The organism is Mesorhizobium sp. M0960 (assembly GCF_040319055.1).
Lineage (GTDB): Bacteria > Pseudomonadota > Alphaproteobacteria > Rhizobiales > Rhizobiaceae > Mesorhizobium.
In genome coordinates this window covers 587865-609112 of the sequence record NZ_JAMYNN010000001.1, presented here as the reverse complement: position 1 = coordinate 609112, position 21248 = coordinate 587865, and the positions used below count along the sequence as shown (strand labels likewise).

Annotated in this window: 22 protein-coding genes; 14 read left to right on the top strand and 8 right to left on the bottom strand. The window is 62.2% G+C overall.

The genetic code is table 11. The features are described from left to right. Nucleotides 1–57: 57 nt before the first annotated feature. Entirely contained in the window at nucleotides 58–858 is an 801-nt protein-coding gene (locus NKH63_RS03090; protein ID WP_352484529.1) for a phosphate/phosphite/phosphonate ABC transporter substrate-binding protein, read from the bottom strand. 83 nt (nucleotides 859–941) lie between these two features. Further along, nucleotides 942–1952, bottom strand: coding sequence for a fatty acid desaturase (locus NKH63_RS03085; protein WP_352484528.1), 1011 nt, complete (start codon nucleotides 1950–1952; stop codon nucleotides 942–944). 228 nt (nucleotides 1953–2180) lie between these two features. On the opposite strand from NKH63_RS03085, the gene NKH63_RS03080 reads away from it, so the two are divergent. Both NKH63_RS03080 and bmt read left to right on the top strand, forming a co-directional pair. After that, the gene (locus NKH63_RS03080) at nucleotides 2181–3023 is read left to right on the top strand and encodes a helix-turn-helix domain-containing protein (RefSeq protein ID WP_023719945.1); all 843 of its coding nucleotides are present in this window, start codon (nucleotides 2181–2183) and stop codon (nucleotides 3021–3023) included. Nucleotides 3024–3111: 88 nt separating this feature from the next. Beyond that, nucleotides 3112–4128, top strand: coding sequence for a betaine--homocysteine S-methyltransferase (gene bmt / locus NKH63_RS03075; RefSeq protein ID WP_023719944.1), 1017 nt, complete (start codon nucleotides 3112–3114; stop codon nucleotides 4126–4128). A 147-nt stretch (nucleotides 4129–4275) separates the two neighbouring features. On the opposite strand, the gene NKH63_RS03070 is transcribed toward bmt, so the two are convergent. Further along, on the bottom strand, nucleotides 4276–6396 hold the full coding sequence (locus NKH63_RS03070; RefSeq protein WP_352484527.1) for a vWA domain-containing protein: 2121 nt from the start codon (nucleotides 6394–6396) through the stop codon (nucleotides 4276–4278). Nucleotides 6397–6398: 2 nt separating this feature from the next. Further along, complete coding sequence (locus NKH63_RS03065) at nucleotides 6399–6959, bottom strand: RNA polymerase sigma factor (protein ID WP_023719942.1); 561 nt, start codon at nucleotides 6957–6959, stop codon at nucleotides 6399–6401. A gap of 304 nt (nucleotides 6960–7263) precedes the next feature. On the opposite strand from NKH63_RS03065, the gene NKH63_RS03060 reads away from it, so the two are divergent. Then, the gene (locus tag NKH63_RS03060) at nucleotides 7264–7545 is read left to right on the top strand and encodes a hypothetical protein (protein ID WP_031194271.1); all 282 of its coding nucleotides are present in this window, start codon (nucleotides 7264–7266) and stop codon (nucleotides 7543–7545) included. A 45-nt stretch (nucleotides 7546–7590) separates the two neighbouring features. Here NKH63_RS03060 and NKH63_RS03055 read toward each other — a convergent pair whose 3' ends face one another. Continuing rightward, on the bottom strand, nucleotides 7591–8277 hold the full coding sequence (locus NKH63_RS03055) for a hypothetical protein (RefSeq protein WP_031194270.1): 687 nt from the start codon (nucleotides 8275–8277) through the stop codon (nucleotides 7591–7593). 89 nt (nucleotides 8278–8366) lie between these two features. Then, nucleotides 8367–9941, bottom strand: a complete 1575-nt coding sequence (locus tag NKH63_RS03050; RefSeq protein ID WP_023719938.1) for a trimethylamine methyltransferase family protein — start codon at nucleotides 9939–9941, stop codon at nucleotides 8367–8369. A gap of 308 nt (nucleotides 9942–10249) precedes the next feature. Here NKH63_RS03050 and NKH63_RS03045 point away from each other — a divergent pair, with 308 nt between their 5' ends. Further along, complete coding sequence (locus tag NKH63_RS03045; protein WP_023676506.1) at nucleotides 10250–10948, top strand: cobalamin B12-binding domain-containing protein; 699 nt, start codon at nucleotides 10250–10252, stop codon at nucleotides 10946–10948. A gap of 81 nt (nucleotides 10949–11029) precedes the next feature. Here the strand turns inward: NKH63_RS03045 and NKH63_RS03040 are convergent, their stop codons facing one another. Beyond that, nucleotides 11030–11170 carry an entericidin A/B family lipoprotein gene (locus NKH63_RS03040; protein ID WP_023676507.1) on the bottom strand — a complete coding sequence of 47 codons (141 nt, stop codon included), beginning with the start codon at nucleotides 11168–11170 and terminating at the stop codon, nucleotides 11030–11032. 64 nt (nucleotides 11171–11234) lie between these two features. Here NKH63_RS03040 and NKH63_RS03035 point away from each other — a divergent pair, with 64 nt between their 5' ends. Beyond that, a complete protein-coding gene (locus tag NKH63_RS03035) occupies nucleotides 11235–11864 on the top strand; it encodes a DUF1638 domain-containing protein (RefSeq protein ID WP_023719937.1) in 630 nt (209 codons plus the stop codon). A 4-nt stretch (nucleotides 11865–11868) separates the two neighbouring features. Here the strand turns inward: NKH63_RS03035 and NKH63_RS03030 are convergent, their stop codons facing one another. Further along, on the bottom strand, nucleotides 11869–12783 hold the full coding sequence (locus NKH63_RS03030) for an NAD-dependent epimerase/dehydratase family protein (RefSeq protein WP_023719936.1): 915 nt from the start codon (nucleotides 12781–12783) through the stop codon (nucleotides 11869–11871). 122 nt (nucleotides 12784–12905) lie between these two features. Between NKH63_RS03030 and NKH63_RS03025 the strand changes: the two genes are divergently transcribed. From NKH63_RS03025 to NKH63_RS02985, 9 genes are all read left to right on the top strand, one after another. Further along, complete coding sequence (locus NKH63_RS03025) at nucleotides 12906–13481, top strand: DUF4893 domain-containing protein (RefSeq protein WP_352484526.1); 576 nt, start codon at nucleotides 12906–12908, stop codon at nucleotides 13479–13481. 82 nt (nucleotides 13482–13563) lie between these two features. Continuing rightward, nucleotides 13564–14346: a formyl transferase gene (locus NKH63_RS03020; RefSeq protein WP_352484525.1), complete on the top strand. Its 783-nt coding sequence runs from the start codon at nucleotides 13564–13566 to the stop codon at nucleotides 14344–14346. A gap of 47 nt (nucleotides 14347–14393) precedes the next feature. Next, nucleotides 14394–15305, top strand: coding sequence for a fatty acid desaturase family protein (locus tag NKH63_RS03015; protein ID WP_352484524.1), 912 nt, complete (start codon nucleotides 14394–14396; stop codon nucleotides 15303–15305). Nucleotides 15306–15541: 236 nt separating this feature from the next. Then, entirely contained in the window at nucleotides 15542–15844 is a 303-nt protein-coding gene (locus NKH63_RS03010) for a virulence factor (protein WP_023719932.1), read from the top strand. Continuing rightward, on the top strand, nucleotides 15837–16460 hold the full coding sequence (locus tag NKH63_RS03005; RefSeq protein WP_352484523.1) for a methylenetetrahydrofolate reductase C-terminal domain-containing protein: 624 nt from the start codon (nucleotides 15837–15839) through the stop codon (nucleotides 16458–16460). Before NKH63_RS03010 ends, NKH63_RS03005 begins: the two co-directional genes overlap by 8 nt. Continuing rightward, the gene (locus NKH63_RS03000; protein ID WP_352484522.1) at nucleotides 16457–17548 is read left to right on the top strand and encodes a methylenetetrahydrofolate reductase; all 1092 of its coding nucleotides are present in this window, start codon (nucleotides 16457–16459) and stop codon (nucleotides 17546–17548) included. The genes NKH63_RS03005 and NKH63_RS03000 overlap by 4 nt, the downstream gene beginning before the upstream one ends. 80 nt (nucleotides 17549–17628) lie before the next feature. Next, on the top strand, nucleotides 17629–18603 hold the full coding sequence (locus tag NKH63_RS02995) for a methyltetrahydrofolate cobalamin methyltransferase (protein ID WP_023719929.1): 975 nt from the start codon (nucleotides 17629–17631) through the stop codon (nucleotides 18601–18603). A 113-nt stretch (nucleotides 18604–18716) separates the two neighbouring features. Then, nucleotides 18717–20786 (top strand): ASKHA domain-containing protein, encoded by a 2070-nt coding sequence (locus NKH63_RS02990; RefSeq protein ID WP_023719928.1) that lies wholly within the window; start codon nucleotides 18717–18719, stop codon nucleotides 20784–20786. A 188-nt stretch (nucleotides 20787–20974) separates the two neighbouring features. Beyond that, a complete protein-coding gene (locus NKH63_RS02985) occupies nucleotides 20975–21157 on the top strand; it encodes a hypothetical protein (RefSeq protein ID WP_023719927.1) in 183 nt (60 codons plus the stop codon). Nucleotides 21158–21248: the final 91 nt, after the last annotated feature.

The following is a 21248-nucleotide window of genomic DNA, read 5'->3' as shown; positions in this document are numbered from 1 at the left end:
CATGCATAAACAAGAATTTTAAGCGCGTCGCCTGAGGCCGACCGAACGCGACGCGCTTTATGTGAGCGCCTCGATCGCCTTGCGCATCGCGGCGACGATCGTTTCCGGCGTCGTCCTGGCCGTGATGAAAGGCAAGCCTTTGCGCCGCCTTGTCCAGCCGACGACCGTCATCTCCTGCGCCGCAGGCTCGAAACGCTGCGCCAGCGCCCAGCTCTCGCAGTCGATCGCCGCGACGTCGGCCCTGCCCTCGGCAACAGCAACAATCGAAGCGCGGTGCCCCCAGCTTTCGCTCAGCGCGGAAAAGATATCCAAACTCTCGCCCAGTGCTTGCAGGTCGCGTGTCGGCGCGATGATGCCCGACATGGAATCGAGGCTGTTGAAGGTGAAACGTTTGCCGCGAAGCTGATCGAGCGGAATGACGGCGCCGCCGTCGGCCGGCGACCTTGCCGGCGGTGCCTCGCCCGCCCTCATGACGATGGCGCTCGAATAGAGTTCGCCCTGTCCGCCCTCAAAGGCGTCGTAGCGCGGCTGGCCGACGAGGTGGACACGCTGCGACAGGCCGAGTTCCATCGGTCCCCAGCAGGTTTGCGCAAAGAGCAGCGCCGGGTGCAGCCAGAGCCGGTGAAAATCCAGTTCGTCCGGCGGCAATGTCGCCGGATCGGGCGCGATGAGTTTTCCCTTATCGTCGCGAATACCGCCAGGCACCGGGGGCAAATCGCCATTGCGGCGGATAATCGTCTCCGGCGCATCGATGCCTTTTTGTCTGAAAGCATCGCGCAGCCGCGCCCATTCTGCGTCGACCTCGTCCCGCGCTTCCGGCCAGTCGTACATCGGCAAAGCCGCAATGAATTCGCTCATGCCGGGATTTGACCGTTATGCAGGGAAATTGACAAGGTCAGGAAAGCGTTGCCCGCGCGGCAGCGCCTGCAATGCCGCGAGGATCATTCCTTCGGCGGCTCGGCGGGTACCGGTGCGCTGCCAAGCCCATTGAGGCTGCGTGCCCTGACGCGCGGCTTGAACGCGCGTCCTGGTTCCGGCATGCGCCGCAGCACGGGATGGACGATCGGTTCCTTCGCCTTGAAGGCATAGGCCTTGAGCAGCGCGAAATAGTTCGGATAGGCGTAGCCATTGTTCATCCGCAGCCACTCGTCGCGGCGGTCGCGAAACAGCTTCGGCAGCCTGTACCAGGCCACCGTCGGGCTCTTGTGATGGACGAAATGCAGATTGTTGTTGAGGAACAGGAAGGACAGCGGCGAGCGCTCGACGATGATCGTGCGGCCTTCCGGATGTTCAGACCATTGATGCTCGGCGTAGGTGCGGATCGAAATCAGCGACTGCCCAAGCCACACCGGCACCAGTATGTAGAGCCACAACGGCATGCCGAAGCCGAACTGCACGACAGGCAACACTACGGCGAGGCCGATCGCATGCAGCAGCCATGCCTTGCGGATGGAATTGTCGCCCGCGGCAACCTGCCTGGCGTCGTCGATGAAGAAGCCGATGCAGGAGAGCCACGGACCGAGCACCAAACGCCCGAGCATCGTGTTGTTGACCTTCAGCAGGAACTTCATAGCCGACGGCAGCTCTTCGTGCTGCCAGAGCGCCTTGTAATAGCTTTCGGGATCGTCGAGCGGATCGGTCAGGCGCTCGTCTGCATGGTGGCGCAGATGAATGGTCTTGAACCGGCGAAACGGCCAGACAAGGCCAATCGGCAGGAACACAACGGCTTCGTTGAGCCGCGCGTTCCGGGTTGGATGGCCGTGCAGGGCCTCGTGCATCAGCGAGGATTGCAGCGCCGCAATCAGGGCCAGAAGGGCGAGCGCCAACAGCGGGTAGGATGGCCAGAGCAGAAAGCCGGTAGCGAGCCAGCCGCCGTAGCAGAAAAGTGCGAGAAACACCGTCGGCCATTCGATGGTCGCCGCGCCATGTCGCCTGTTGCCCATGCTCGTCATGCTATCGACCACTGCCTTCCAGTCGCCGGAACCCGTTTGATTCCTGACAGCATTGTGTCAGGAGCGTTGCATTGCTGCAACGCGATAAAGCGCACAAACTGTTGCGATTGCGCATTTTCAGCTGCATATGTTATGCATTGTAAACAACGCACCGGATTCATTTACGCCTGAAGCTCCGCGTTCGCGGCTTCAGCGCAAATTTTTCCTCCTATCGGGTGGGGTGGCGATTTGGACAAGCGCGACCTGTCGACGATCTTTCGCGAGCGCCTGAAAATGCTCTTGACAAGGTCCGATCTGAACCAGTCGGCCTTCGCCGCCGCGGTTGGCATCGACCGTTCGGCGCTGTCGCAGCTGCTCTCCGGCGCCTCGACCCGCCTTCCCCGCGCCGAAACGCTGCTCAACATCGCCGCCGAATTCAAAGTCTCGCTCGACTGGCTGCTCGGCCTCAGCCAGGACGAGGGCGTCACCGGTGAAATCCGCGAGAGCCTTGAGATCGAGGAGGCGCCGGACGGCTTCGACCGCACGCTGCTGGCTCGCTGGCATGCCGAGGCGGCGGGAACGAAAATCCGCTACGTCCCGGCCGGCATTCCCGATCTTCTGCGCACCGAGGCGCTTGTCGACTATGAAGCCGTCATCGCCAACAAGAGCCGCGAGGCACAGGCCGGCGAAACGCAGTACCGCATCGACTACAACCGACGGCCCGAAACCGACATGGAAGTCTGTATGCCGCGCCACACGCTGGAGATCTTCGCGCGCGGGCTGGGCGTGTGGGACCGCTTTCCGGAGGCCGACCGCCACCAGCAGCTCCTGCACATGGCGACGCTACTCGACGACCTCTATCCCACCTTCCGCCTGTTTCTCTATGACGGGCGGATGCGCTATTCGATCCCGTACACCATCTTCGGGCCCTATCGCGCAGCCATTTACGTCGGCGACATGTATCTGGTGCTGAACGCCACGCAGCCGATCCGCATCCTGACCAGCCATTTCGACAATCTGATCCGTGCCGCGGACGTCAACGCGCATGAAGCGGCCAGCTTCACACGAAAGCTGGCGGAGATGCGATTTTGACCGGTTGCTCTCCGTGTCGACATTGACGGCACATAAAGAATTCTTTATATCCTTATCTCAGTTATTCTTCCGGGAAGGCGTATTTCACATGACCAATCCGATCGACGCTCTGCTTGCCGAAAAGGGCGTCCTGCTCGCCGATGGCGCCACCGGCACCAATCTGTTCGCGATGGGCCTTGAGGCCGGAGAGGCTCCTGAGCTCTTGAACGAGACCGCGCCCGACACCATCACCAGCCTGCACCAGAACTTTGTCGATGCCGGCGCCGACATCATCCTGACCAACTCTTTTGGCGGGACCCGCCATCGGCTCAAGCTGCACCATGCGCAGGACCGCGTCCACGCACTGAACAAGCGCGCCGCCGAGATCGCAAGCGCCGTCGCCGGCAAGGCCGGCCGCAAGGTGATCGTGGCCGGCTCAGTCGGCCCGACCGGCGAATTGCTGGTGCCGCTCGGCGCCATGACCTATGACGAGGCGGTCGAGGCCTTTGCCGAGCAGATCGAGGGCCTGAAGGCCGGCGGCGCCGAAGTCGCCTGGATCGAAACCATGTCGGCGCCGGACGAGATCCGTGCCGCCGCCGAAGCCGCCATCCGCGTCGGCTTGCCCTATACCTATACCGGCTCCTTCGACACCGCCGGCCGCACCATGATGGGGCTGCTGCCGAAGGACATCCACGGTGTCGTCGACGGCCTGTCGCAGACGCCGCTCGGTGTCGGCGCAAATTGCGGTGTCGGCGCCTCCGATATTCTCGCTTCGCTGCTCGACATGACCGAGGCGAAGCCCGAGGCAACGGTGATCGTCAAGGGCAATTGCGGCATCCCCGAATTTCGCGGTGCCGAGATCTACTATTCGGGCACGCCCGAGCTGATGGCCGATTATGTGCGCCTGGCCGTCGATGCCGGCGCCAAGATCGTCGGCGGCTGCTGCGGTACCTCGTTCCAGCACCTTGCCGCCATGCGCAAGGCGCTCGATGCGCACACCAGGTCGGATCGCCCGACCGTCGAGCAGATCGTCGAACGCATCGGCCCGATGCGCAACAAGCAGGCGACGGTCAACGTCGCCGAGACCAGCGAAGCCCGCCGCGAACGGCGCCGCGGACGCGCCTGACGCTTTCGGCTGCGACGCGGTCCGCGAAGCGGTGCAGCCACGAAAAAAGGCCGGCAAGGTTTCCCTCGCCGGCCTGCCTCACCCGCCCGTAGGCCGGTTCCCCCTGTCAGAACGATCCCATCTGAAAGAAACCGGCCATCATTGCCACTACCGGTTACCGCCGAGCGCCGAGGCAAGGCGCACAAGCGAGAGGAACTCGGACCGGTACCCAAACGGGTCGGCTCCTCTGGCGGCGGTGGCAATCTCCATGATCTTGTCGTAGCCGAACTTCGCGGTCGCATCCTCGTCGCGCAGCTTCTGGCCGAAGGCAGCGACGGCAACGGAGAAACGCTGGTCGGTGCTGGCCTGGTCGAACGACGCCACCTCGTTGGCTGACGTCACCGGCGTGGTGATCAGCTTCGAAGTGTCCTCGTTCGGCAGCTTGTAGCGGATTTTGACGAAGGCATATTCGTCGGCATTGGCGACACCGCCATTGTTCACCGAGGCCTGGCCATAGCGCAGCTGATCGATCTGTTCGCCGCCGCTGCCCTTAGGCGTGATCTCGTAGATCGCGGTGACCGAATGGCCTGAGCCGATCTCGCCGGCGTCGACGCGGTCGTTGTTGAAATCCTCGCGGTTCAAGGCGCGGGTCTCGTAGCCGATCAGCCGGTATTCCGAGACCTTGTTCGGGTTGAACTCGACCTGGATCTTCACGTCCTTGGCAATGGTGAACAGTGTCGAGGAGGCATCCTCGACCAGCACCTTCTCGGCCTCCGCCAAAGTGTCGATATAGGCGGCGGTGCCGTTGCCGTTCTGGGCGATGGTCTGCATCATCTGGTCGTTCAGGTTGCCGCGGCCGAAGCCGAACACCGACAGTAACACGCCTGTCTTGCGCTCCTTTTCGATCAGCCGCTTCAGGTCGTCGTCGTCGGTCTGGCCGACATTGAAATCACCATCGGTGGCGAGCATCACCCGGTTGATACCGTCCTTGACGAAGGATTTCTGCGCCAGCCTGTAGGCTTCCTTGATGCCCGCCTCGCCTGCCGTCGAGCCGCCGGATGTCAGGTTGTCGATGGCAGCGAGGATCTTGTCCTTTTCCGAAGCCTTGGTGGGCTCCAGCACGGTACCGGCATCGCCCGCATAGGTGACGATCGAGACGGTATCGTCGGGTCTCAGCTTGTTGACCAGCAGCCGAAAGGCCGACTGCAGGAGCGGCAGCTTGTCCTGCTCGTTCATCGAGCCCGACACATCGATCAGAAAGACCAGATTGGCCTTGGGCTGCTCGGCCGGCTTCACGTCGAAACCCTTGATGGCGACATGCATCAGCCTGGTGTGCTCGTTCCACGGAGTCGGCATGACGCTGACGGTCGAGTTGAACGGCGTCGAGGCGGAGTCCGGGCCTTTCCAGTCATAGGGGAAGTAGTTGACCATCTCCTCGACGCGCACCGTATCGGCCTGCGGGATAAAACCTTCCTTCAGCGAGCGCCGGACGAAGGAATAGGAAGCGGTGTCGACATCGATAGAGAACGTCGAGACCGGGTCTTCGAGTGCGGCATGCACCGGATTGGTCTTGAAATCCTCGACCCGGTCACGGTTTTCCTCTCGCGGCAGCATCTGGTCGGCCGGCGCAGCGGCAGGCTGCTGTGCCATCAGCTTGGACTCGGCAACCGTGCCAGGCATGCGTCCGACCCGCGCGCCACCATCGACTGCCGGAGCCACGGAGTTTGCACCGCCATCCAGCGCAAACTCGCCGCTCTTCGCCGGTTCGGGTGCATTGCGGGTGAGCACATCCTGCTGCGTCAACCCGCCGACCGCGGTCGATTCCGCTTTCGGCGGCGATGTCGGCGCCACAAGCGCCTCGCCGGCGTCGCGGCTTTCGCTGTCGGCGTCCGCCTTCTTCTGCTTATCTGCTTCGGCAACAACCGGCGGTTTGACGGTCGCCGGCTTGTCAGCCAGCGTTTCGGTGATCTTATCGTCGCCGCCGAATTCGGGCCCGCCGAATTTGGATTCCCCAAGCATATAGATGGTGGCGTATCCGGCGATCGGCAGGGCAACGAGCCCGGCAATGGCCGGCGTGGCGAAGAGTTTCTTTTGCATGATTTCGCTCCAGAGCCTTTGTGCTCGCTCTGTGAGACGAAGCCCGCCTGCCGATCCTTGGGCGGCCGGTAAAGTTTTTTCTTCCATGTCATAGGCGCGCAGCGCGGCCTGGAGGGCACGCGCCTTTGCATCCGCGTCAGGCGCCGGTGCTGCGATATCGCGCAGCCTGTTCAGTTGCTTGTCGTCGACCATGGTCACACTTCCCCGGCTGAACGCATCAGCGTCTTCAACCGTTTCTTCGCCTCATGGATGTGCCAGGAAACCGTCGTCTCCGAGATCGCCATCGCCTCGGCGGCGGCTGCGTGGCTCAGCCCTTCGCCATAGACCAGCAGCACAGCGTCGCGCTGCTTGTCCGGCAGCTTGCGCACCGCTGCCCAGAGCGCCTCGACCGGGTCTTCCGCCTCGGACGAGGTTTCCCCCGAAATCAGCGCATAGGCGCCATAGGCCTCGGTCTTGGCCGTATCGCGGGCGGTCTTGCGCATCATGTCGCGCGCCGCATTCAGCGTCATGGTGTAGAGCCACGTCGTGAAGGCACCGCTGCCGTGATAGTCGCGGATCGCCCGGCCGAGCCGGACGCACACTTCCTGGGCGATATCCTCGGCGTCGGCCTTTTTTCCACACCACCGATAGGCGGCGCGATAGACGAAACCGTAGTGCCTTTCGAGCAACTTGCCGAAAGCACCCCTGTCTCCGCCCTTCGCCCGCCCGATCAGTTCGGCGTCGGAGGCTTCGCTTTCGTCCAGCATCATCGCCATCATTTGCCTGTTGGACGAAGGCTAATGGCGATTCCTTGGGTGATGGGAAGAATTTTTTGGCGGGCAGTCACGTCGTAATGGTTGGCGCGCCTTGGCCGAGCGTCTCCGCAAACAGCATCGTCAGCCGCTCCCAGTGGCGTTCGGCGCCGGCTGCATCGAAGGCACTATGTGGAGCCGCCACGTTCACAAATGCGTATCGGGGTTGCTTTACGCTGGCTTTGTGCACAATTTCGCCGACTGCCTGCCATGCTATGGCGGCCTGAAGTGAACGGCGCGCTTCAATTTGCCAAGGGACGGAGCTCATATGTGGCTGACGGCATTCCTTGCTTTTTTCGCGGGTGTTTTTGGCGCCAATGGCGTCCCACATTTCGTGAGTGGGATAACCAAGGGTTCCTACCCGTGCGTCTTCGGTAACTCCGCCGTGCCCAATCTGATAGCCGGCTGGGCGAGCTTCGTGGTGGCCCTCTTCGCGTACGGGGCCAACTTCGCACAGTATCCCATCGTCTCGTTGGTCTCTGGTGCCATCGGGGTGCTGCTGATGGGTCTCTTTCACGCGGCGGGGCTGGCTTTCGGCCAAAAATCCTGAGATCGGAACGGTCGACGTCTTTGCGTGCAGCGGGGTCTTGTCTGGCTAGCGCGCGAATGCTGCCATGTGAAAGGCCTGAACCTCGGCCGGATAGCGATAATCGATGCCGTAAGGACAGGCGTTGCGATCAAGGCAGCCGCCGGTCCGGCAAGGTCCGCCGTTTTGCCCACGCACATGCGCCAGACAGGTTTCATGCACAAAACCATCCGCAGAATAAGCCGCGACCGGACAGGATTTCAGGCAAGGTTTTTCCAAACATGTGTCGCAAAGGTGAATCACGTCGCGACGTTCGTGGAGCGCAATCTCGTTCTCGAACAACAGCGCGCCGCGATAGGCATGCCAGAGCCCGTATTGCGGATGCATGAGGATGCCGAGCGGCGACGGCTTCAGCCCCTCCGCCTGCATCGCCCATTGCTGGAACGGCAGATAAGGCCTGTCGGACGGTGACACCGCGCGTGCCCCGAATTTTTCGGCCACAGCGCCGATCACTCCGCGCGACCATCTGTCGAGCGAATCGTCGATCGGCTGTGACTGTTTCTCCAACCAGCGCAGGAAGTGCGGCCAAGGTGCGGCGCCTGCCTGCCCCACCAGCAGGACGGATCTGGCGGCGGCGCCGGAGAGACCGGAAGGTGTCCCCTCACCGCCCGCAAAATTGAAGCCGCCGCGCAGGATGAGGCCGTGGGCGGAAAGCGCGGCCGCGATGGTTTCGACCATGCCGCGCTCGAGAATCATCCCTTCTTGTCCGGGTCGGAGAAGGCGCTCCGCCAGACTTCCTTGTGGATGATGTTGGCGACTTTAGCCCCGCCTGATTCGGGCTCCTTTCAGGTGAAGGCGTCGGCCATCGACGCCTTCTTCCTGGCGATGAAGTCCTTCAGCCCGTCGTCGATGCCCTGGTCGAGATAAGGCGCCTCGTAGCTCTCCAGCCAGCGGCGGGCGAGCTCGTTGGCGCGCTGCGGCGCGGTTTTTTCGCCTTCGGCCAGCCACTGCTCGTAGGAATTGTTATCGGCGATGTTGGAGCGGTAGAACGCGGTCTGGAAATTGGCCTGGGTGTGATCGCAGCCGAGGTAATGGCTGCCCGGACCCACCTGGCGGATGGCATCCATCGCCTGACCGTTTTCCGACAGGTCGACACCCTCGGAGAACTTCTGCGTCATGCCGAGTTGGTCGATATCCATCATGAACTTTTCGTAGCAGGAGGCGAGCCCGCCCTCGAGCCAGCCGGCCGAATGCAGCACGAAATTGGTGCCGGCGAGGATCGTCGAATTCAGCGTGTTGGCGCTCTCATAGGCCGCCTGCGCATCGGGGATTTTCGAAGCACAAAGCGAGCCGCCGGTGCGGAACGGCAGCCCGAGCCTGCGAGCAAGCTGGGCGGCGCCATAGGAGACCAGCGACGGCTCCGGCGTGCCGAAGGTCGGCGCGCCCGACTGCATTGAGATCGACGAGGCGAAGGTGCCGAACAGTACCGGCGCACCCGGCCGGATCAGCTGTGTGAACGACGCCCCGGCCAGAACCTCGGCCAAAACCTGGGTCAGTGTGCCGGCGACCGTCACCGGGCTCATCGCCCCGGCAAGGATGAACGGCGTGACGATGCACGCCTGGTTATGGCGCGAGTAAACTTTCAGCGCTCCCAGCATGGTCTCGTCGAAGACCATCGGCGAGTTGGCGTTGATCAGGCTGGTCAACACCGTGTTGTTCTCGACGAAATCGTCACCAAACACGATCTTGGCCATCGCCACCGTATCTTCGGCGCGCTCGGGCGCGGTCACCGAGCCCATGAACGGCTTGTCCGAATATTTGATATGGCTGTAGACCATGTCGAGATGGCGCTTGTTGACCGGCACGTCGACCGGCTCGCAAACCGTGCCGCCCGAATGGTGGATCGATGGCGCCATATAGGCAAGTTTTACGAAATTCCGGAAATCCTCGATCGTCGCGTAGCGCCTGACGCCGTCGAGATCGCGCACGAAGGGCGGTCCATAGACCGGCGCGAACACGGTCGCGTTGCCGCCGATCTGCACCGAGCGCTCGCCGTTGCGGGCGTGCTGGGTATAGACGGACGGAGCGGTCTTCAACAGCGAGCGGCAGAGGCCCTTGGGGAAATGCACCCGCTCGCCCTTGACGTCGGCGCCCGCCTCTTTCCAAAGCTGCAGTGCCTCGGCGTCGTCGCGGAAGATGATGCCGATCTCTTCCAGCACCGTGTCGGTGTTCTTTTCGATCAGCGCCAGGCCTTCCTCGTCCAGCACTTCATAGACGTTGATCTTGCGCTTGATATAGGTGAGCTGTGTACCGGGGCCGCCGCCCGAACGTGCAGCCCGGCGCGCTGCGGCGCCACCGCTGGCAGCGCGCCCGCGCCGTGCGTTTGACGCTTCCTGATCGACCGGCGCGTTCTCACTCATAATCGTTCTTCCCTGGCTTTCGTTCTGGCCTGATTTGCTTTGGCCGGGCTCTTGTTCCGGCCTGAAATCCATTTGCAGCCGCATATTGCGGTCTCTGGCCGGATCGTAGCCATGCACCTTATTCGAAACGGCCCGCCAGCGCCAACGCCTGTCGCAAAATCGACAAGAATTCCAGGAGATTTACGGTCGCTTTCGTTTTGCGGGAAGTCGCAAATCAGCTATGGACAACCGGCCCGCGCGGGTTAGGTAATGGCGCGATATTTTTAAGCTGCCGCGATAGTTGTAGCCGGCAAGGAGCCTGAGAAAAAATGGCCGACGACGAGATCATCCTTTCGGAACTCTCCGACGACGAGTTGGTGCAGCAGATGCACGACGACCTTTATGATGGGTTGAAGGAAGAAATCGAGGAAGGCACCAACATCCTTCTCGAGCGCGGCTGGGCGCCTTACAAGGTGCTGACCGAGGCTCTGGTCGAAGGCATGCGCATCGTCGGCGAGGATTTTCGCGACGGCATTCTGTTCGTTCCGGAAGTGCTGCTGTCGGCCAACGCGATGAAGGCCGGCATGTTCATCCTGCGTCCGTTGCTTGTCGCCACCGGCGCGCCGAAGCAGGGCAAGATGGTGATCGGCACCGTTAAGGGCGACATCCACGACATCGGCAAGAACCTCGTCGGCATGATGATGGAAGGCGCCGGCTTCGATGTCATCGACCTCGGCATCAACAATGCGGTCGAAAAATATCTCGATGCCATCGAAAAGCATCAGCCCGACATCATCGGCATGTCGGCCCTGCTGACGACGACCATGCCTTACATGAAGGTCGTCATCGATACGATGAAGGAAAAAGGCATTCGCGATGATTATGTCGTGCTGGTCGGCGGCGCGCCGCTCAACGAGGAATTCGGCAAAGCCGTCGGCGCCGACGCCTATTGCCGCGACGCCGCGGTGGCGGTCGAGACCGCCAAGGACTTCATGAAGCGCAAGCACAACGTCCGCGCTTCGGCCTGAGTCAATAAATTCGGCACCGACGAGAAAAGCCGCGCCTTGCAGTGCGGCTTTTTTATTCCCAAATGTTTGAAATCGTGCAGATCAGGGTTTCTTGACGGTATCGTCAACCGCCTTCGCAGTGGATTTGATATCCTTACCGACGCCGCGCACCGTGTTGGCGCAGGCCGAAACAGCCAGGGCGCAGGCGAGAATAGCGATTGGCGCAACGCGGAACAATTTCATGATTGGTGTCTCCCTCAGAATATAAATTCGCTGGACAGCAACGAAGATGGATTAGACTGGTTCCATGACTACCGCGCGAAAACAACAATCCGATCAAGGCGACAGGCTGCTCGTCATCGCCTGCGGGATGATTGCGCGCGAAGTTCTGGCGGTCAAGGAGCAGCTCGGGCTCGACCATCTCGACCTGACCTGCCTCCCGGCGGAGTTCCATTTCTATCCGGACCGCATTGCGCCGGCCATGGACAAGGCAATCGCCAAGGCCAGGGCTGACGGCTACAAACACATCTTCGTCGGCTATGCCGATTGCGGCACGGGTGGCCTGCTCGACCGGATCTGCGAGAAGCATGGCGTCGAGCGCATGGCCGGGCCGCATTGCTTTGCCTTCTACCAAGGCATGGATGCCTATGCGAAGGTTGCCGATGACGACATGATGTCGTTCTACATGACCGATTTCCTCTGCCGGCAATTCGATGCCTTCTTCATGAAGCCGCTCGGCCTCGACAAGCACCCGGAGCTGATCAAGGACTATTTCGGCAATTACGAGAAGCTGATCTACATCGCCCAGACCGACGATCCGGAACTCGACAAGGTCGCCGAAAAGGCGGCGAAAATGCTCGGCCTCGCCTATGAGCGCCGCTCGACCGGCTACGGCGACCTGACGAAGGAACTGGCTGGGGCCTCAGCCCTGGCCTGACACTTTAGGCACCGTTTTCTTCAGCTTCGAGCCCAGCGAGCACATCGGCAAAGCTCGTCTTGCAGACGAAATCCAGCCGGTCCCTCGCCCGGGACGCATCGTAGACCCGGTTGATCGACGAAAACATCGTCCAGCCTTTCTTCAAGTAGAGTGCCGGATAATCCGGAAAATAGCGCGCGACGATCGACGGTGCGTCGGCGATCAATGCCGCGCAATCGTCGGGCTGGAAAGGTGTCGGTGCCGAGATGATGAAGGTGTCGAAGCCCAATTGCGGCGCTTTCTCCAAGGCAGCGATGTGGGCGTCGGCAGCATCCTCCACCGTCAGCCGGCGAAACAACAGCTCATTGGCCTTGGTGTTGGCGTCCGACTGTTCGATCACATGCGCCATATCGTCTGCTTCGGGAAAGAAGCGGGCGGTGCGCAGTACGATCACCGGCAGGCCGAACTGGATATGGTAGAGCCGACAAAGATGTTCCGCCGCAAGCTTTGTCACGCCGTAGATGTTGCGCGGTTCAGGCGACATGTCTTCCGTTAGCCAAGCCGCCCTGCCGGGCAAGCCGGCGCGGATGGCCTGGGTAATCATCAGCGATGTCGTCGACGTGAAGATGAAGCGCTGAACGCCGAAAGTTGCCGCCGCATCGAGCAGGTTGAGCGTGCCGCGCACATTCGTCTCGACGAAATTCTCGTTGCGATGATGTTCGATGTCAGGCTTGTGCAGCGCGCCACTATGGATGATGGCCTCGATGCGGTTCTCCTCGACCGCCCTCATGACCAGGTCGCGATCGGCGACTGAGCCGACGATTCGCGTTTCCGAGGATGGGACGGGATCGAGGCCAGTGACGTCATGGCCGAGAGTCCGCAGGCGTGGCGCCAAGGCCCTGCCCAGCCAACCCGACGATCCCGTCAGCAAGATCCGCATTCTTTCCACCTCGTTTCTGCTGTCGATGCTCAAGCAAGGATGACAGAGCGCGGCGAAACATTAAGGTATGCGCCAGACAAGAAAACAGGCTGCTCCAGTCATCAAAAGGGAAAACGCCACCAATGATCGCTCGCCTTATGTTTGCCGTAGCAGCTGTCCTCTGCTTGACGTTGCCCGCGTTCGCCGATGGCGAAGTGCAGAAGCTGATCACCGCTGCCGACAAGGCGCGCCTCGACAAATATGGCGAGACGCGCAAGGCAGCGCTTGACGAGGCGAAGGCCGGCGATCCCGCCGAGGTCAAGCAGCTCGACGCCTTGCTGGCAAAGCCGCTGGTTTCCTTCTCCGACGAGGACCTGACCGGCAATTGGCAATGCCGCACCATCAAGGCCGGCGGATTGAGCCCGCTCGTCATTTATGGCTGGTTCAAATGCAAGGTGAGCGACGACGGTTCCGGCTGGAGACTGGAAAAGATCACCGGTTCGCAGCGCACCAAGGGCCGCTTCTTCGACGATGGCGAGAAACGCGCGATCTATCTAGGTTCCTTCTACGTCAACGACGATCCGGCAAAGCCCTACGGCAGCGGCCCGGAAAGCGATCAGGTCGGCTATGCCTTCCGCCACAGCGCCAGCGAATGGCGCATCGAGTTCCCGGCGCCCCACTACGAATCGAAGCTCGACATCCTCGAATTCAAGCGCTGAGCCCGCCCCCGATCACCAAGGGTTAACCCGGTCAACCTAGCATTCGCGCACAAAGAACAGCTCTTTGCGGGGGTCGCGAAGCATGGCACGGTCGAAAACAAACCAACGGCCGATCGTCGTCGTCACCGAAGGCGGCCCGCATATCTGGGCGATCGTCAACGCCATCGCCGACCACCTCGCGCCTGTCAGCGTCATCCTCGAAACCCCTGAATCCAAAAAACAATTGCTTCTCGGGCGGGCGCGGCGGCAAGGCTGGACCTCGGCCATCGGTCAACTCGGCACGATGATGCTGACCCGGCTCGGCAAGCGCTTCTTCGCCGGCCACGCAGCACGGCTCGCCGCCGAGCAAAAGCTGCAAACCGAACCGAAGCCTGGGCAAAAGATCGTCCAGGTCTCGTCGGCCAACGCGCCGGAGTGCCTGCAGGCGATCGAGAAAATCCAGCCGGGTGTCGTGCTGCTCGCCGGCTGCCGCTTGCTGTCGCGGCAGACGCTGGCGAAAATCCCTTGCCCGGTCCTCAACTACCATGCCGGCATCGCCCCGAAATATCGTGGCATGAACGGCGGCTATTGGGCGCTGGCTTCAGGCGATGCGGAAAACTTCGGCACCACCGTGCATCTGGTCGACGCCCGCGTCGACACTGGCGGGGTGCTGCGGCAGGCACGCGGCAAACCCCAACCTGGCGACACTATTTCAAGCTACGCGTTGCGGCAGGCGGCATTCTCGCGCGACATCTGCGTCGAGGCGGTCAGGGATGCGCTGGTCGGCAAGCTCGGCACGGTCGATCCCGGTCTGCCTTCGAGACAATGGTATCATCCGACGGTCTGGTTCTATCTCTGGACCGGGATAAGAAACGGCGTCTGGTGACACGCGCGCCGATTTACCCGACAGCCACCCGCCGCTAACATTGCATCATGAGCGACATCGACCACCGCACCATCATTGCCGGCCTTTCGGTTGAGGAACGTCGCGACCTCACCGCCCGGGTCGACGGGCCAGGCATTGTCCGGCTGGCCGTCCATGGCGGGCTGGTTGTCGTGCTGGGCGCACTGATCGCCGCCCGCATCCCGTTCTGGCCGCTTCTCGTCTTGCCGCAGGGGATCCTGATCGTCTTCTTCTTCACGCTGTTGCACGAGACCATCCATGAAACGGCGTTCAGAACGGCGTGGCTCAATCGCGCTGTTGCCGCCGTGGCCGGCTTCTTGATCCTGCTGCCGCCCGCATGGTTCCGCTATTTCCATTTCGCCCATCACCGCCACACCCACGACCCGGACAACGACCCCGAACTGATGGCCCCGAAGCCGGAGACCATCGGCCAATATCTGCGCTATCTGTCCGGCGGCCCCTATTGGATAGGCATGGCTCGTGTGTTCGCAACCAATGCGGGGGGCCGCAACCGCGACGGCTTTGTGCCGGAAAAGGGCCGCGGCAAGGTGGTTATTGAAGCGCGGCTGTTCCTGATCGGCTATGCGGTGTTGCTGGCCGGATCGCTCGCCGCACAGTCGGCGCTGCTGTTGTGGGTCTGGATCGTGCCGGTGCTGGTCGGACAGCCGTTTTTGCGGGCCTACCTGCTGGCCGAGCACGCATTGTGCCCGCATGTCGCCAACATGCTCGAGAACACCCGTACCACCTTCACCACAAGGCTGGTGCGCTTCGTGGCTTGGAACATGCCGTACCATTCCGAGCACCATTCCTATCCGGCCGTTCCCTTCCATCGCCTGCCGCGCTTCCATGAGATCATCGCGGAGCATTTACGCACGACCGAACGAGGTTACGTGCGCTTCCACAGGAAACTGGTCGGCAGCTTCGATGGCCGCGCCGGCTGACCAGTGCTGGAAGAGACTCCGCTTTCAGCCGCAGCCGTCGATTGCGTCGCTTTTGAAGGCCCCCGCGTCGTCCCATAACAAGCAGCCCAACAGCGCTTCCGGCAATGCTCGAAACCACTGCATCGGCCCAAAGGATCGGAATCGATCTTCGGAGGGCACGATGCAACGGAGTTAGGTGGTAGAGCATCGTTTGTGCGTTCGATTGGACGCGCGGCGCTCTCCAGGAGCAGGAATTCATGGCCGATCTGATCGTCGTCTACTGGCGCGACATCCCCGCCCAGGTCATCATCAAGAAGGGCCGGCAGAACGCCAAGCGCGAACTGCCGCTGCGCTTCACCGAGGCGATCGACATGTGCGCCATGCGCACCGGCGCCGGCGGCACCGACGACTATCTTGCCGAATGGCGCAAGGCAGAGCCCGTCCCAGTCAGTGACGATCTTGAAGTCGAGGCCGAGAAGGCTCTTCAGGAGCTCGATGCGAAATACGACCGTGAGCGGCTGGTCGCTCTGGTCAAGGCGGGCGGCAAAGAAAATGTCTGATCCCCAATCAATGCCGGCGACGACGGCTCAAGCCGGCGTGACCCAGGCGACAATCGTCAAGAAGGCGGCGCCGAAATCCGACTACAAGCCGGCTGACGTGTCGCCGCAGCGGCGCGTGCAGCGCTCGTTTGCGGTGCGGCTTTGGTCGGTGCGGCATTCGCGGCTGCTCGAATGGTTCTACGCCAAATTCGCCGACATGTTCCTGACTCTCCACCCGCTATGGAAGGGCATCGGCTACAGCCGTGTCGAAGGGCCGGTGAAATTCGTCGAGAAGCGCGTCAAGGGCTTCATGTTCGACTGCCGCATGTGCGGTCAGTGCATTCTTTCCTCGACCGGCATGTCGTGCCCGATGAACTGCCCTAAGCAATTGCGCAACGGCCCTTGCGGCGGTGTGCGCGCCAACGGCAATTGCGAGGTCGAGCCTGATATGCCTTGCGTCTGGGTCAAGGCCTGGGAAGGCTCGCAGAACATGGTGCATGGCGACAAGATTTTGGACGTGCAGAAGCCGGTGGATCAGTCCTTGCGCGAAACCTCCGCCTGGCTGCGGGTGACCGCGCAGGCCGCGGCCGCCCGCAATGGGGTCCAGAATACTACCAACACCGGGGCGTCGGCATGATCGGCCGCCAGCCAGACGAGAATCCCGCCGGCATCCATTTGCCGCTCGATCCCCTACCCGGCCACACCTCACGCGGCCGGCTTGAGCGGGTTCTGCGGCGCGGCGAGTTCGCAGTGACGACCGAGCTCAATCCGCCCGACAGCGCCGATCCGGAAGACGTCTACAACCGCGCCAGGATTTTCGACGGCTGGGTCGACGCCATCAATGCCGTCGACGCTTCCGGGGCCAACTGCCACATGTCGTCGGTCGGTATTTGCGCGCTGCTGACCCGCATGGGTTATGCCCCGATCATGCAAATCGCCTGCCGCGACCGGAACCGCATCGCCATCCAGGGCGACGTGCTGGGGGGTGCCGCGATGGGTGTTGCCAACATGCTGTGCCTGACTGGCGACGGCGTGCAGGCCGGCGACCAGCCCGGCGCCAAGCCGGTGTTCGATCTCGACTGCATGTCGCTGCTCGAAACCTGCCGCATCATGCGCGATAACGGCAAATTCCTGTCCGGCCGCAAACTCACCACGCCGCCGCAGCTTTTCCTTGGCGCGGCCATCAACCCGTTCGCGCCGCCGATCGATTTCCGGCCGTATCGGCTGGGCAAGAAGATCGCCGCCGGCGCGCAGTTCGTGCAGAGCCAGTACTGCTTCGACGTACCGATGTTCCGCACCTACATGAAGAAGGTCCGCGACCTCGGCTATACCGAGAAATGCTTCATCCTGTGCGGAGTCGGGCCGCTGGCCTCGGCCAAGACGGCCAGATGGGTCCGCTCCAACGTGCCGGGCATTCACATTCCCGATCAGATCGTCAAGCGCCTGGAAGGCGCTCAGGATCAGAAGAAGGAAGGCAAGCAGCTCTGCATCGACATCATCAATGAGGTGAAGGAAATTCCAGGTGTGTCCGGCGTCCATGTGATGGCCTATCGCCAGGAAGAGTATGTCGCCGAGATCGTCGACGAGTCCGGCGTGCTGAAGGGCCGTCGGCCGTGGAAGCGCGAAATCCGCCGCGACGACCAGCTCGTTGCCGACCGGCTCGACCACATACTGCATGACGACCTCACCGAAACCCAGGTCGACATGGTCAAGACCGCGCATTGACAGCGCGAATCGTCAGCATTCGCTTGATCAGAAACAGATAACGATATAAAGAACTCTTTATATCACGATGGAGAGATTTCATGACCCGGACCATCGTCGCCTCGGCGACACGAGAAATCATCATCGGCTTCGATCAGCCCTTCTGCGTGATCGGCGAGCGCATCAACCCGACCGGCCGCAAAAAGCTGGCCGCCGAAATGATCGCGGGCAATTTTGAGACCGTCATCAGGGATGCGCTGGAACAGGCCGCCTGCGGCGCAACCATGCTCGACGTCAATGCCGGCGTCACCTCGGTCAACCCGAACGAGACCGAACCCGGCCTGCTGGTGCAGACCCTGGAGATCGTGCAGGGCCTGGTCGACCTGCCGCTGTCGATCGACTCCTCGGTGACCGCGGCGATCGAAGCGGCGCTGAAAGTCGCCAAGGGCCGACCGCTGGTCAACTCCGTCACTGGCGAGGAGGAAAAGCTCGAGGCCATCCTGCCTCTGGTCAAGAAATACAACGTTCCGGTCGTCGCCATTTCCAACGACGAGACCGGTATTTCGATGGACCCCGACGTGCGCTTTGCCGTCGCCAAGAAGATCGTTCAGCGCTGCGCAGACTTCGGTATTCCGGCGCATGACGTGGTCGTCGACCCGCTGGTCATGCCGATCGGCGCGTTGGGCGATGCCGGCCGCCAGGTGTTTGCACTGCTACGCCGCCTGCGCGAGGAGCTCAAGGTCAACACCACCTGCGGCCTCTCTAACATCTCGTTCGGCCTGCCGCACCGTCATGGCATCAACGCCGCCTTCATTCCGATGGTGATCGGCGCCGGCATGACCTCGGCGATCATGAACCCGGTGCGGCCGCAGGAAATGGAAGCGGTGCGTGGCGCCAATGTGCTGAACGGCACCGATGAGAACTGCACCAACTGGATCAGGACCTACAAGGATTACAAGCCTGCCGAAGGCGGCCAGGCCGTTGCCGCCCGGACGCAGGTCAACGCGCCGGGCGATGGCAATGGCAATGGCGGACGCAGGCGCGGCGGCCGCGAAGCGCGGATGGCCCGGGGTTGAGCCATGGCTTGGCCGACACGATATGGGGCTTAGGACTGGGGAGGAACCGAAACACTGCGGCATCGCTGCCGCGGCCAAGACCTGAGCAGCGTAGAAAGTAAAGTCTGGAACGTATGAACTCTCCCGTCAACATCACCGATCCGCTCGTGCTGTTCATGCCGTCTGGCAAGCGGGGGCGGTTTCCGGTCGGCACGCCGGTGCTGGATGCCGCGCGCCAGCTCGGTGTCTATGTCGAGAGCGTGTGCGGCGGGCGTGCCACTTGTGGGCGTTGCCAGATTGAGGTGCAGGAAGGCAATTTCGCCAAGCACAAGATCGTTTCCTCCAACGACCACATCTCGCCCAAGGGCGCAAAGGAAGAGCGCTACGAGCGCGTTCGTGGGCTGCCCGAACGCCGCCGCCTGTCCTGCTCGGCGCAGATTCTCGGCGATCTCGTCGTCGACGTGCCGCAGGACACCGTCATCAACGCGCAAACCATCCGCAAAGACGCCGACACCAGGGTCATCGCCCGCGATGCGGCAATCCGCATGTGCTATGTCGAGATCGAAGAACCCGACATGCACAAGCCGCTCGGCGACCTCGACCGCCTGAAAATCGCGCTGATGAAGGACTGGGGCCTCAAGAGCCTCGATTTCGATTTCCATCTGTTGCCGCAGGTGCAAGGCATTTTGCGCAAAGGCAACTGGGCAGCGACCGCCGCCATCCACAAGGACACCGACAGCGAGACCGCACGGGTCATCGCCTTGTGGCCAGGCCTCAAGAACGAGGCGTACGGGCTTGCCTGCGATATCGGCTCGACCACGATCGCCATGCATCTGGTGTCGTTGCTATCGGGCCGCGTCGCCGCCTCGTCGGGTACATCCAATCCGCAGATCCGCTTCGGCGAGGATCTGATGAGCCGCGTCTCTTACGTGATGATGAACCCGGACGGCCGCGAAGGCATGACAGTCGCCGTGCGCGAGGCCATTTCGGGCCTCGTCGACAAGGTCTGCGCCGAAGGCAGCGTCCAGCGCAACGACATACTGGATTCCATTTTCGTCGGTAATCCGATCATGCACCATCTGTTCCTCGGCATCGATCCGACCGAGCTCGGCGGCGCTCCCTTCGCGCTAGCGATCTCCGGCGCCGTCCACATCAAGGCATCGGATATCGGCCTGAAGCTCAACCAGGGCGCCAGGCTTTATATGCTGCCTTGCATTGCCGGCCATGTCGGCGCCGATGCGGCGGCGGTGACGCTGTCGGAGGGGCCGCACCGCCAGGACGAAATGATGCTGATCGTCGATGTCGGCACTAATGCCGAGATCGTGCTCGGCAATCGCCAGCGGGTCGTGGCGGCATCCTCGCCGACCGGCCCGGCCTTTGAGGGCGCGGAAATCTCCGGCGGCCAGCGCGCCGCACCGGGTGCCATCGAGCGCGTCCGTATCGATCCCGAAACGCTGGAGCCCAAATATCGCGTCATCGGCTCGGAACTCTGGTCCGACGAGCCGGGCTTCCTCGACAGCGTGCAGGCGACCGGCGTCACCGGCATCTGCGGCTCCGGCATCATCGAGGTAGTCGCCGAGATGTATCTCGCCGGCGTCATCTCCGAGGACGGTGTCGTCGACGGATCGCTGAGCGCCCGCTCGCCGCGCGTCGTCGCCAACGGCCGCACCTTCTCCTATGTGCTGAAGGAAGGCGGGCCCAAGATCACCATCACCCAGACCGACGTGCGCGCTATCCAGCTTGCCAAGGCCGCCCTTTATGCCGGCACCAAGCTTTTGATGGAAAAGCAGCACACTGATCATGTCGACCGCATCCACTTCGCCGGTGCATTCGGCTCGTTCATCGACCCGAAATACGCAATGGTGCTGGGCCTGATCCCGGATTGCGACCTCGACAAGGTCTCGGCCGTTGGCAATGCGGCCGGCGCCGGTGCCCGCATGGCGCTGTTGAACCGCGGCTATCGCCGCGAGATCGAGGAAACCGTCAGCAGGATCGAGAAGATTGAGACGGCCCTGGAGCCGAAATTCCAGGAGCATTTCGTCTACGCCATGGCGCTGCCGAACAAGATCGACCCGTTCCCCAAGCTTTCGGCGGCGGTCAAACTGCCGCCGCGCAAGACGGTGAGCGAAGACGGCATTGCCGGCGACGCCGCCCCGCGGCGGCGTTCGCGCGAAGGCCACGCCGCGCGGCGCGGGCGGGGATGACTCGCCCCCGCTAGGCCTGTCATACCTTCCATTTTCATTTGTATGCAAATGTTTCCAGATCGCGCCGATCTGGAAACGAAATCGCGTTTTCGTGAAATCCGCCAGATACATAGGCGGTGCATTTAACCGGCATCGAACGGCAGGCAGAACCAGTTTCCGGCCACCGCAACGCTCCAAAGGAGATCAAGATGTCGATGTTCGAAAGCCTCGGCCGCTATGGTGCGGCCTTCAAGAAAGCACGCGAAGCGCGCAAGTCACTGCGCATCCTGAACAGCCTGCCGCCTGAGATCCAGAAGGACATTGGCTGGCCGGTGTCGCCGCGATCGAGCAAAAAGCAGCTTTCGGTCGGCTGGGGCATGCAGCGCGGATGAAATTCACCGACAAATGCAAGCTGCTCGGTATTCGCCGGGGCCGCAATGCGGCTCCGGCTGCACCCAGCAATTGGCTGCGCGCCGCATTACT

Excerpts from the sequence above, each read along its gene's own strand:
- NKH63_RS03035 (WP_023719937.1), top strand. The coding sequence starts at position 11,235 with ATGACTACCGCGCGAAAACAACAATCCGATCAAGGCGACAGGCTGCTC.
- NKH63_RS02995 (WP_023719929.1), top strand. The coding sequence starts at position 17,629 with ATGACCCGGACCATCGTCGCCTCGGCGACACGAGAAATCATCATCGGC.
- NKH63_RS03065 (WP_023719942.1), bottom strand. The coding sequence starts at position 6,959 with ATGGCGATGATGCTGGACGAAAGCGAAGCCTCCGACGCCGAACTGATC.
- NKH63_RS03020 (WP_352484525.1), top strand. The coding sequence starts at position 13,564 with ATGGCACGGTCGAAAACAAACCAACGGCCGATCGTCGTCGTCACCGAA.
- NKH63_RS03050 (WP_023719938.1), bottom strand. The coding sequence starts at position 9,941 with ATGAGTGAGAACGCGCCGGTCGATCAGGAAGCGTCAAACGCACGGCGC.
- NKH63_RS03040 (WP_023676507.1), bottom strand. The coding sequence starts at position 11,170 with ATGAAATTGTTCCGCGTTGCGCCAATCGCTATTCTCGCCTGCGCCCTG.
- NKH63_RS03025 (WP_352484526.1), top strand. The coding sequence starts at position 12,906 with ATGATCGCTCGCCTTATGTTTGCCGTAGCAGCTGTCCTCTGCTTGACG.
- NKH63_RS03090 (WP_352484529.1), bottom strand. The coding sequence starts at position 858 with ATGAGCGAATTCATTGCGGCTTTGCCGATGTACGACTGGCCGGAAGCG.
- NKH63_RS03045 (WP_023676506.1), top strand. The coding sequence starts at position 10,250 with ATGGCCGACGACGAGATCATCCTTTCGGAACTCTCCGACGACGAGTTG.
- NKH63_RS03055 (WP_031194270.1), bottom strand. The coding sequence starts at position 8,277 with ATGATTCTCGAGCGCGGCATGGTCGAAACCATCGCGGCCGCGCTTTCC.
- NKH63_RS03060 (WP_031194271.1), top strand. The coding sequence starts at position 7,264 with ATGTGGCTGACGGCATTCCTTGCTTTTTTCGCGGGTGTTTTTGGCGCC.
- NKH63_RS03030 (WP_023719936.1), bottom strand. The coding sequence starts at position 12,783 with ATGCGGATCTTGCTGACGGGATCGTCGGGTTGGCTGGGCAGGGCCTTG.
- NKH63_RS03070 (WP_352484527.1), bottom strand. The coding sequence starts at position 6,396 with ATGGTCGACGACAAGCAACTGAACAGGCTGCGCGATATCGCAGCACCG.
- bmt (WP_023719944.1), top strand. The coding sequence starts at position 3,112 with ATGACCAATCCGATCGACGCTCTGCTTGCCGAAAAGGGCGTCCTGCTC.
- NKH63_RS02990 (WP_023719928.1), top strand. The coding sequence starts at position 18,717 with ATGAACTCTCCCGTCAACATCACCGATCCGCTCGTGCTGTTCATGCCG.
- NKH63_RS03015 (WP_352484524.1), top strand. The coding sequence starts at position 14,394 with ATGAGCGACATCGACCACCGCACCATCATTGCCGGCCTTTCGGTTGAG.
- NKH63_RS03010 (WP_023719932.1), top strand. The coding sequence starts at position 15,542 with ATGGCCGATCTGATCGTCGTCTACTGGCGCGACATCCCCGCCCAGGTC.
- NKH63_RS02985 (WP_023719927.1), top strand. The coding sequence starts at position 20,975 with ATGTCGATGTTCGAAAGCCTCGGCCGCTATGGTGCGGCCTTCAAGAAA.
- NKH63_RS03000 (WP_352484522.1), top strand. The coding sequence starts at position 16,457 with ATGATCGGCCGCCAGCCAGACGAGAATCCCGCCGGCATCCATTTGCCG.
- NKH63_RS03005 (WP_352484523.1), top strand. The coding sequence starts at position 15,837 with ATGTCTGATCCCCAATCAATGCCGGCGACGACGGCTCAAGCCGGCGTG.
- NKH63_RS03085 (WP_352484528.1), bottom strand. The coding sequence starts at position 1,952 with ATGACGAGCATGGGCAACAGGCGACATGGCGCGGCGACCATCGAATGG.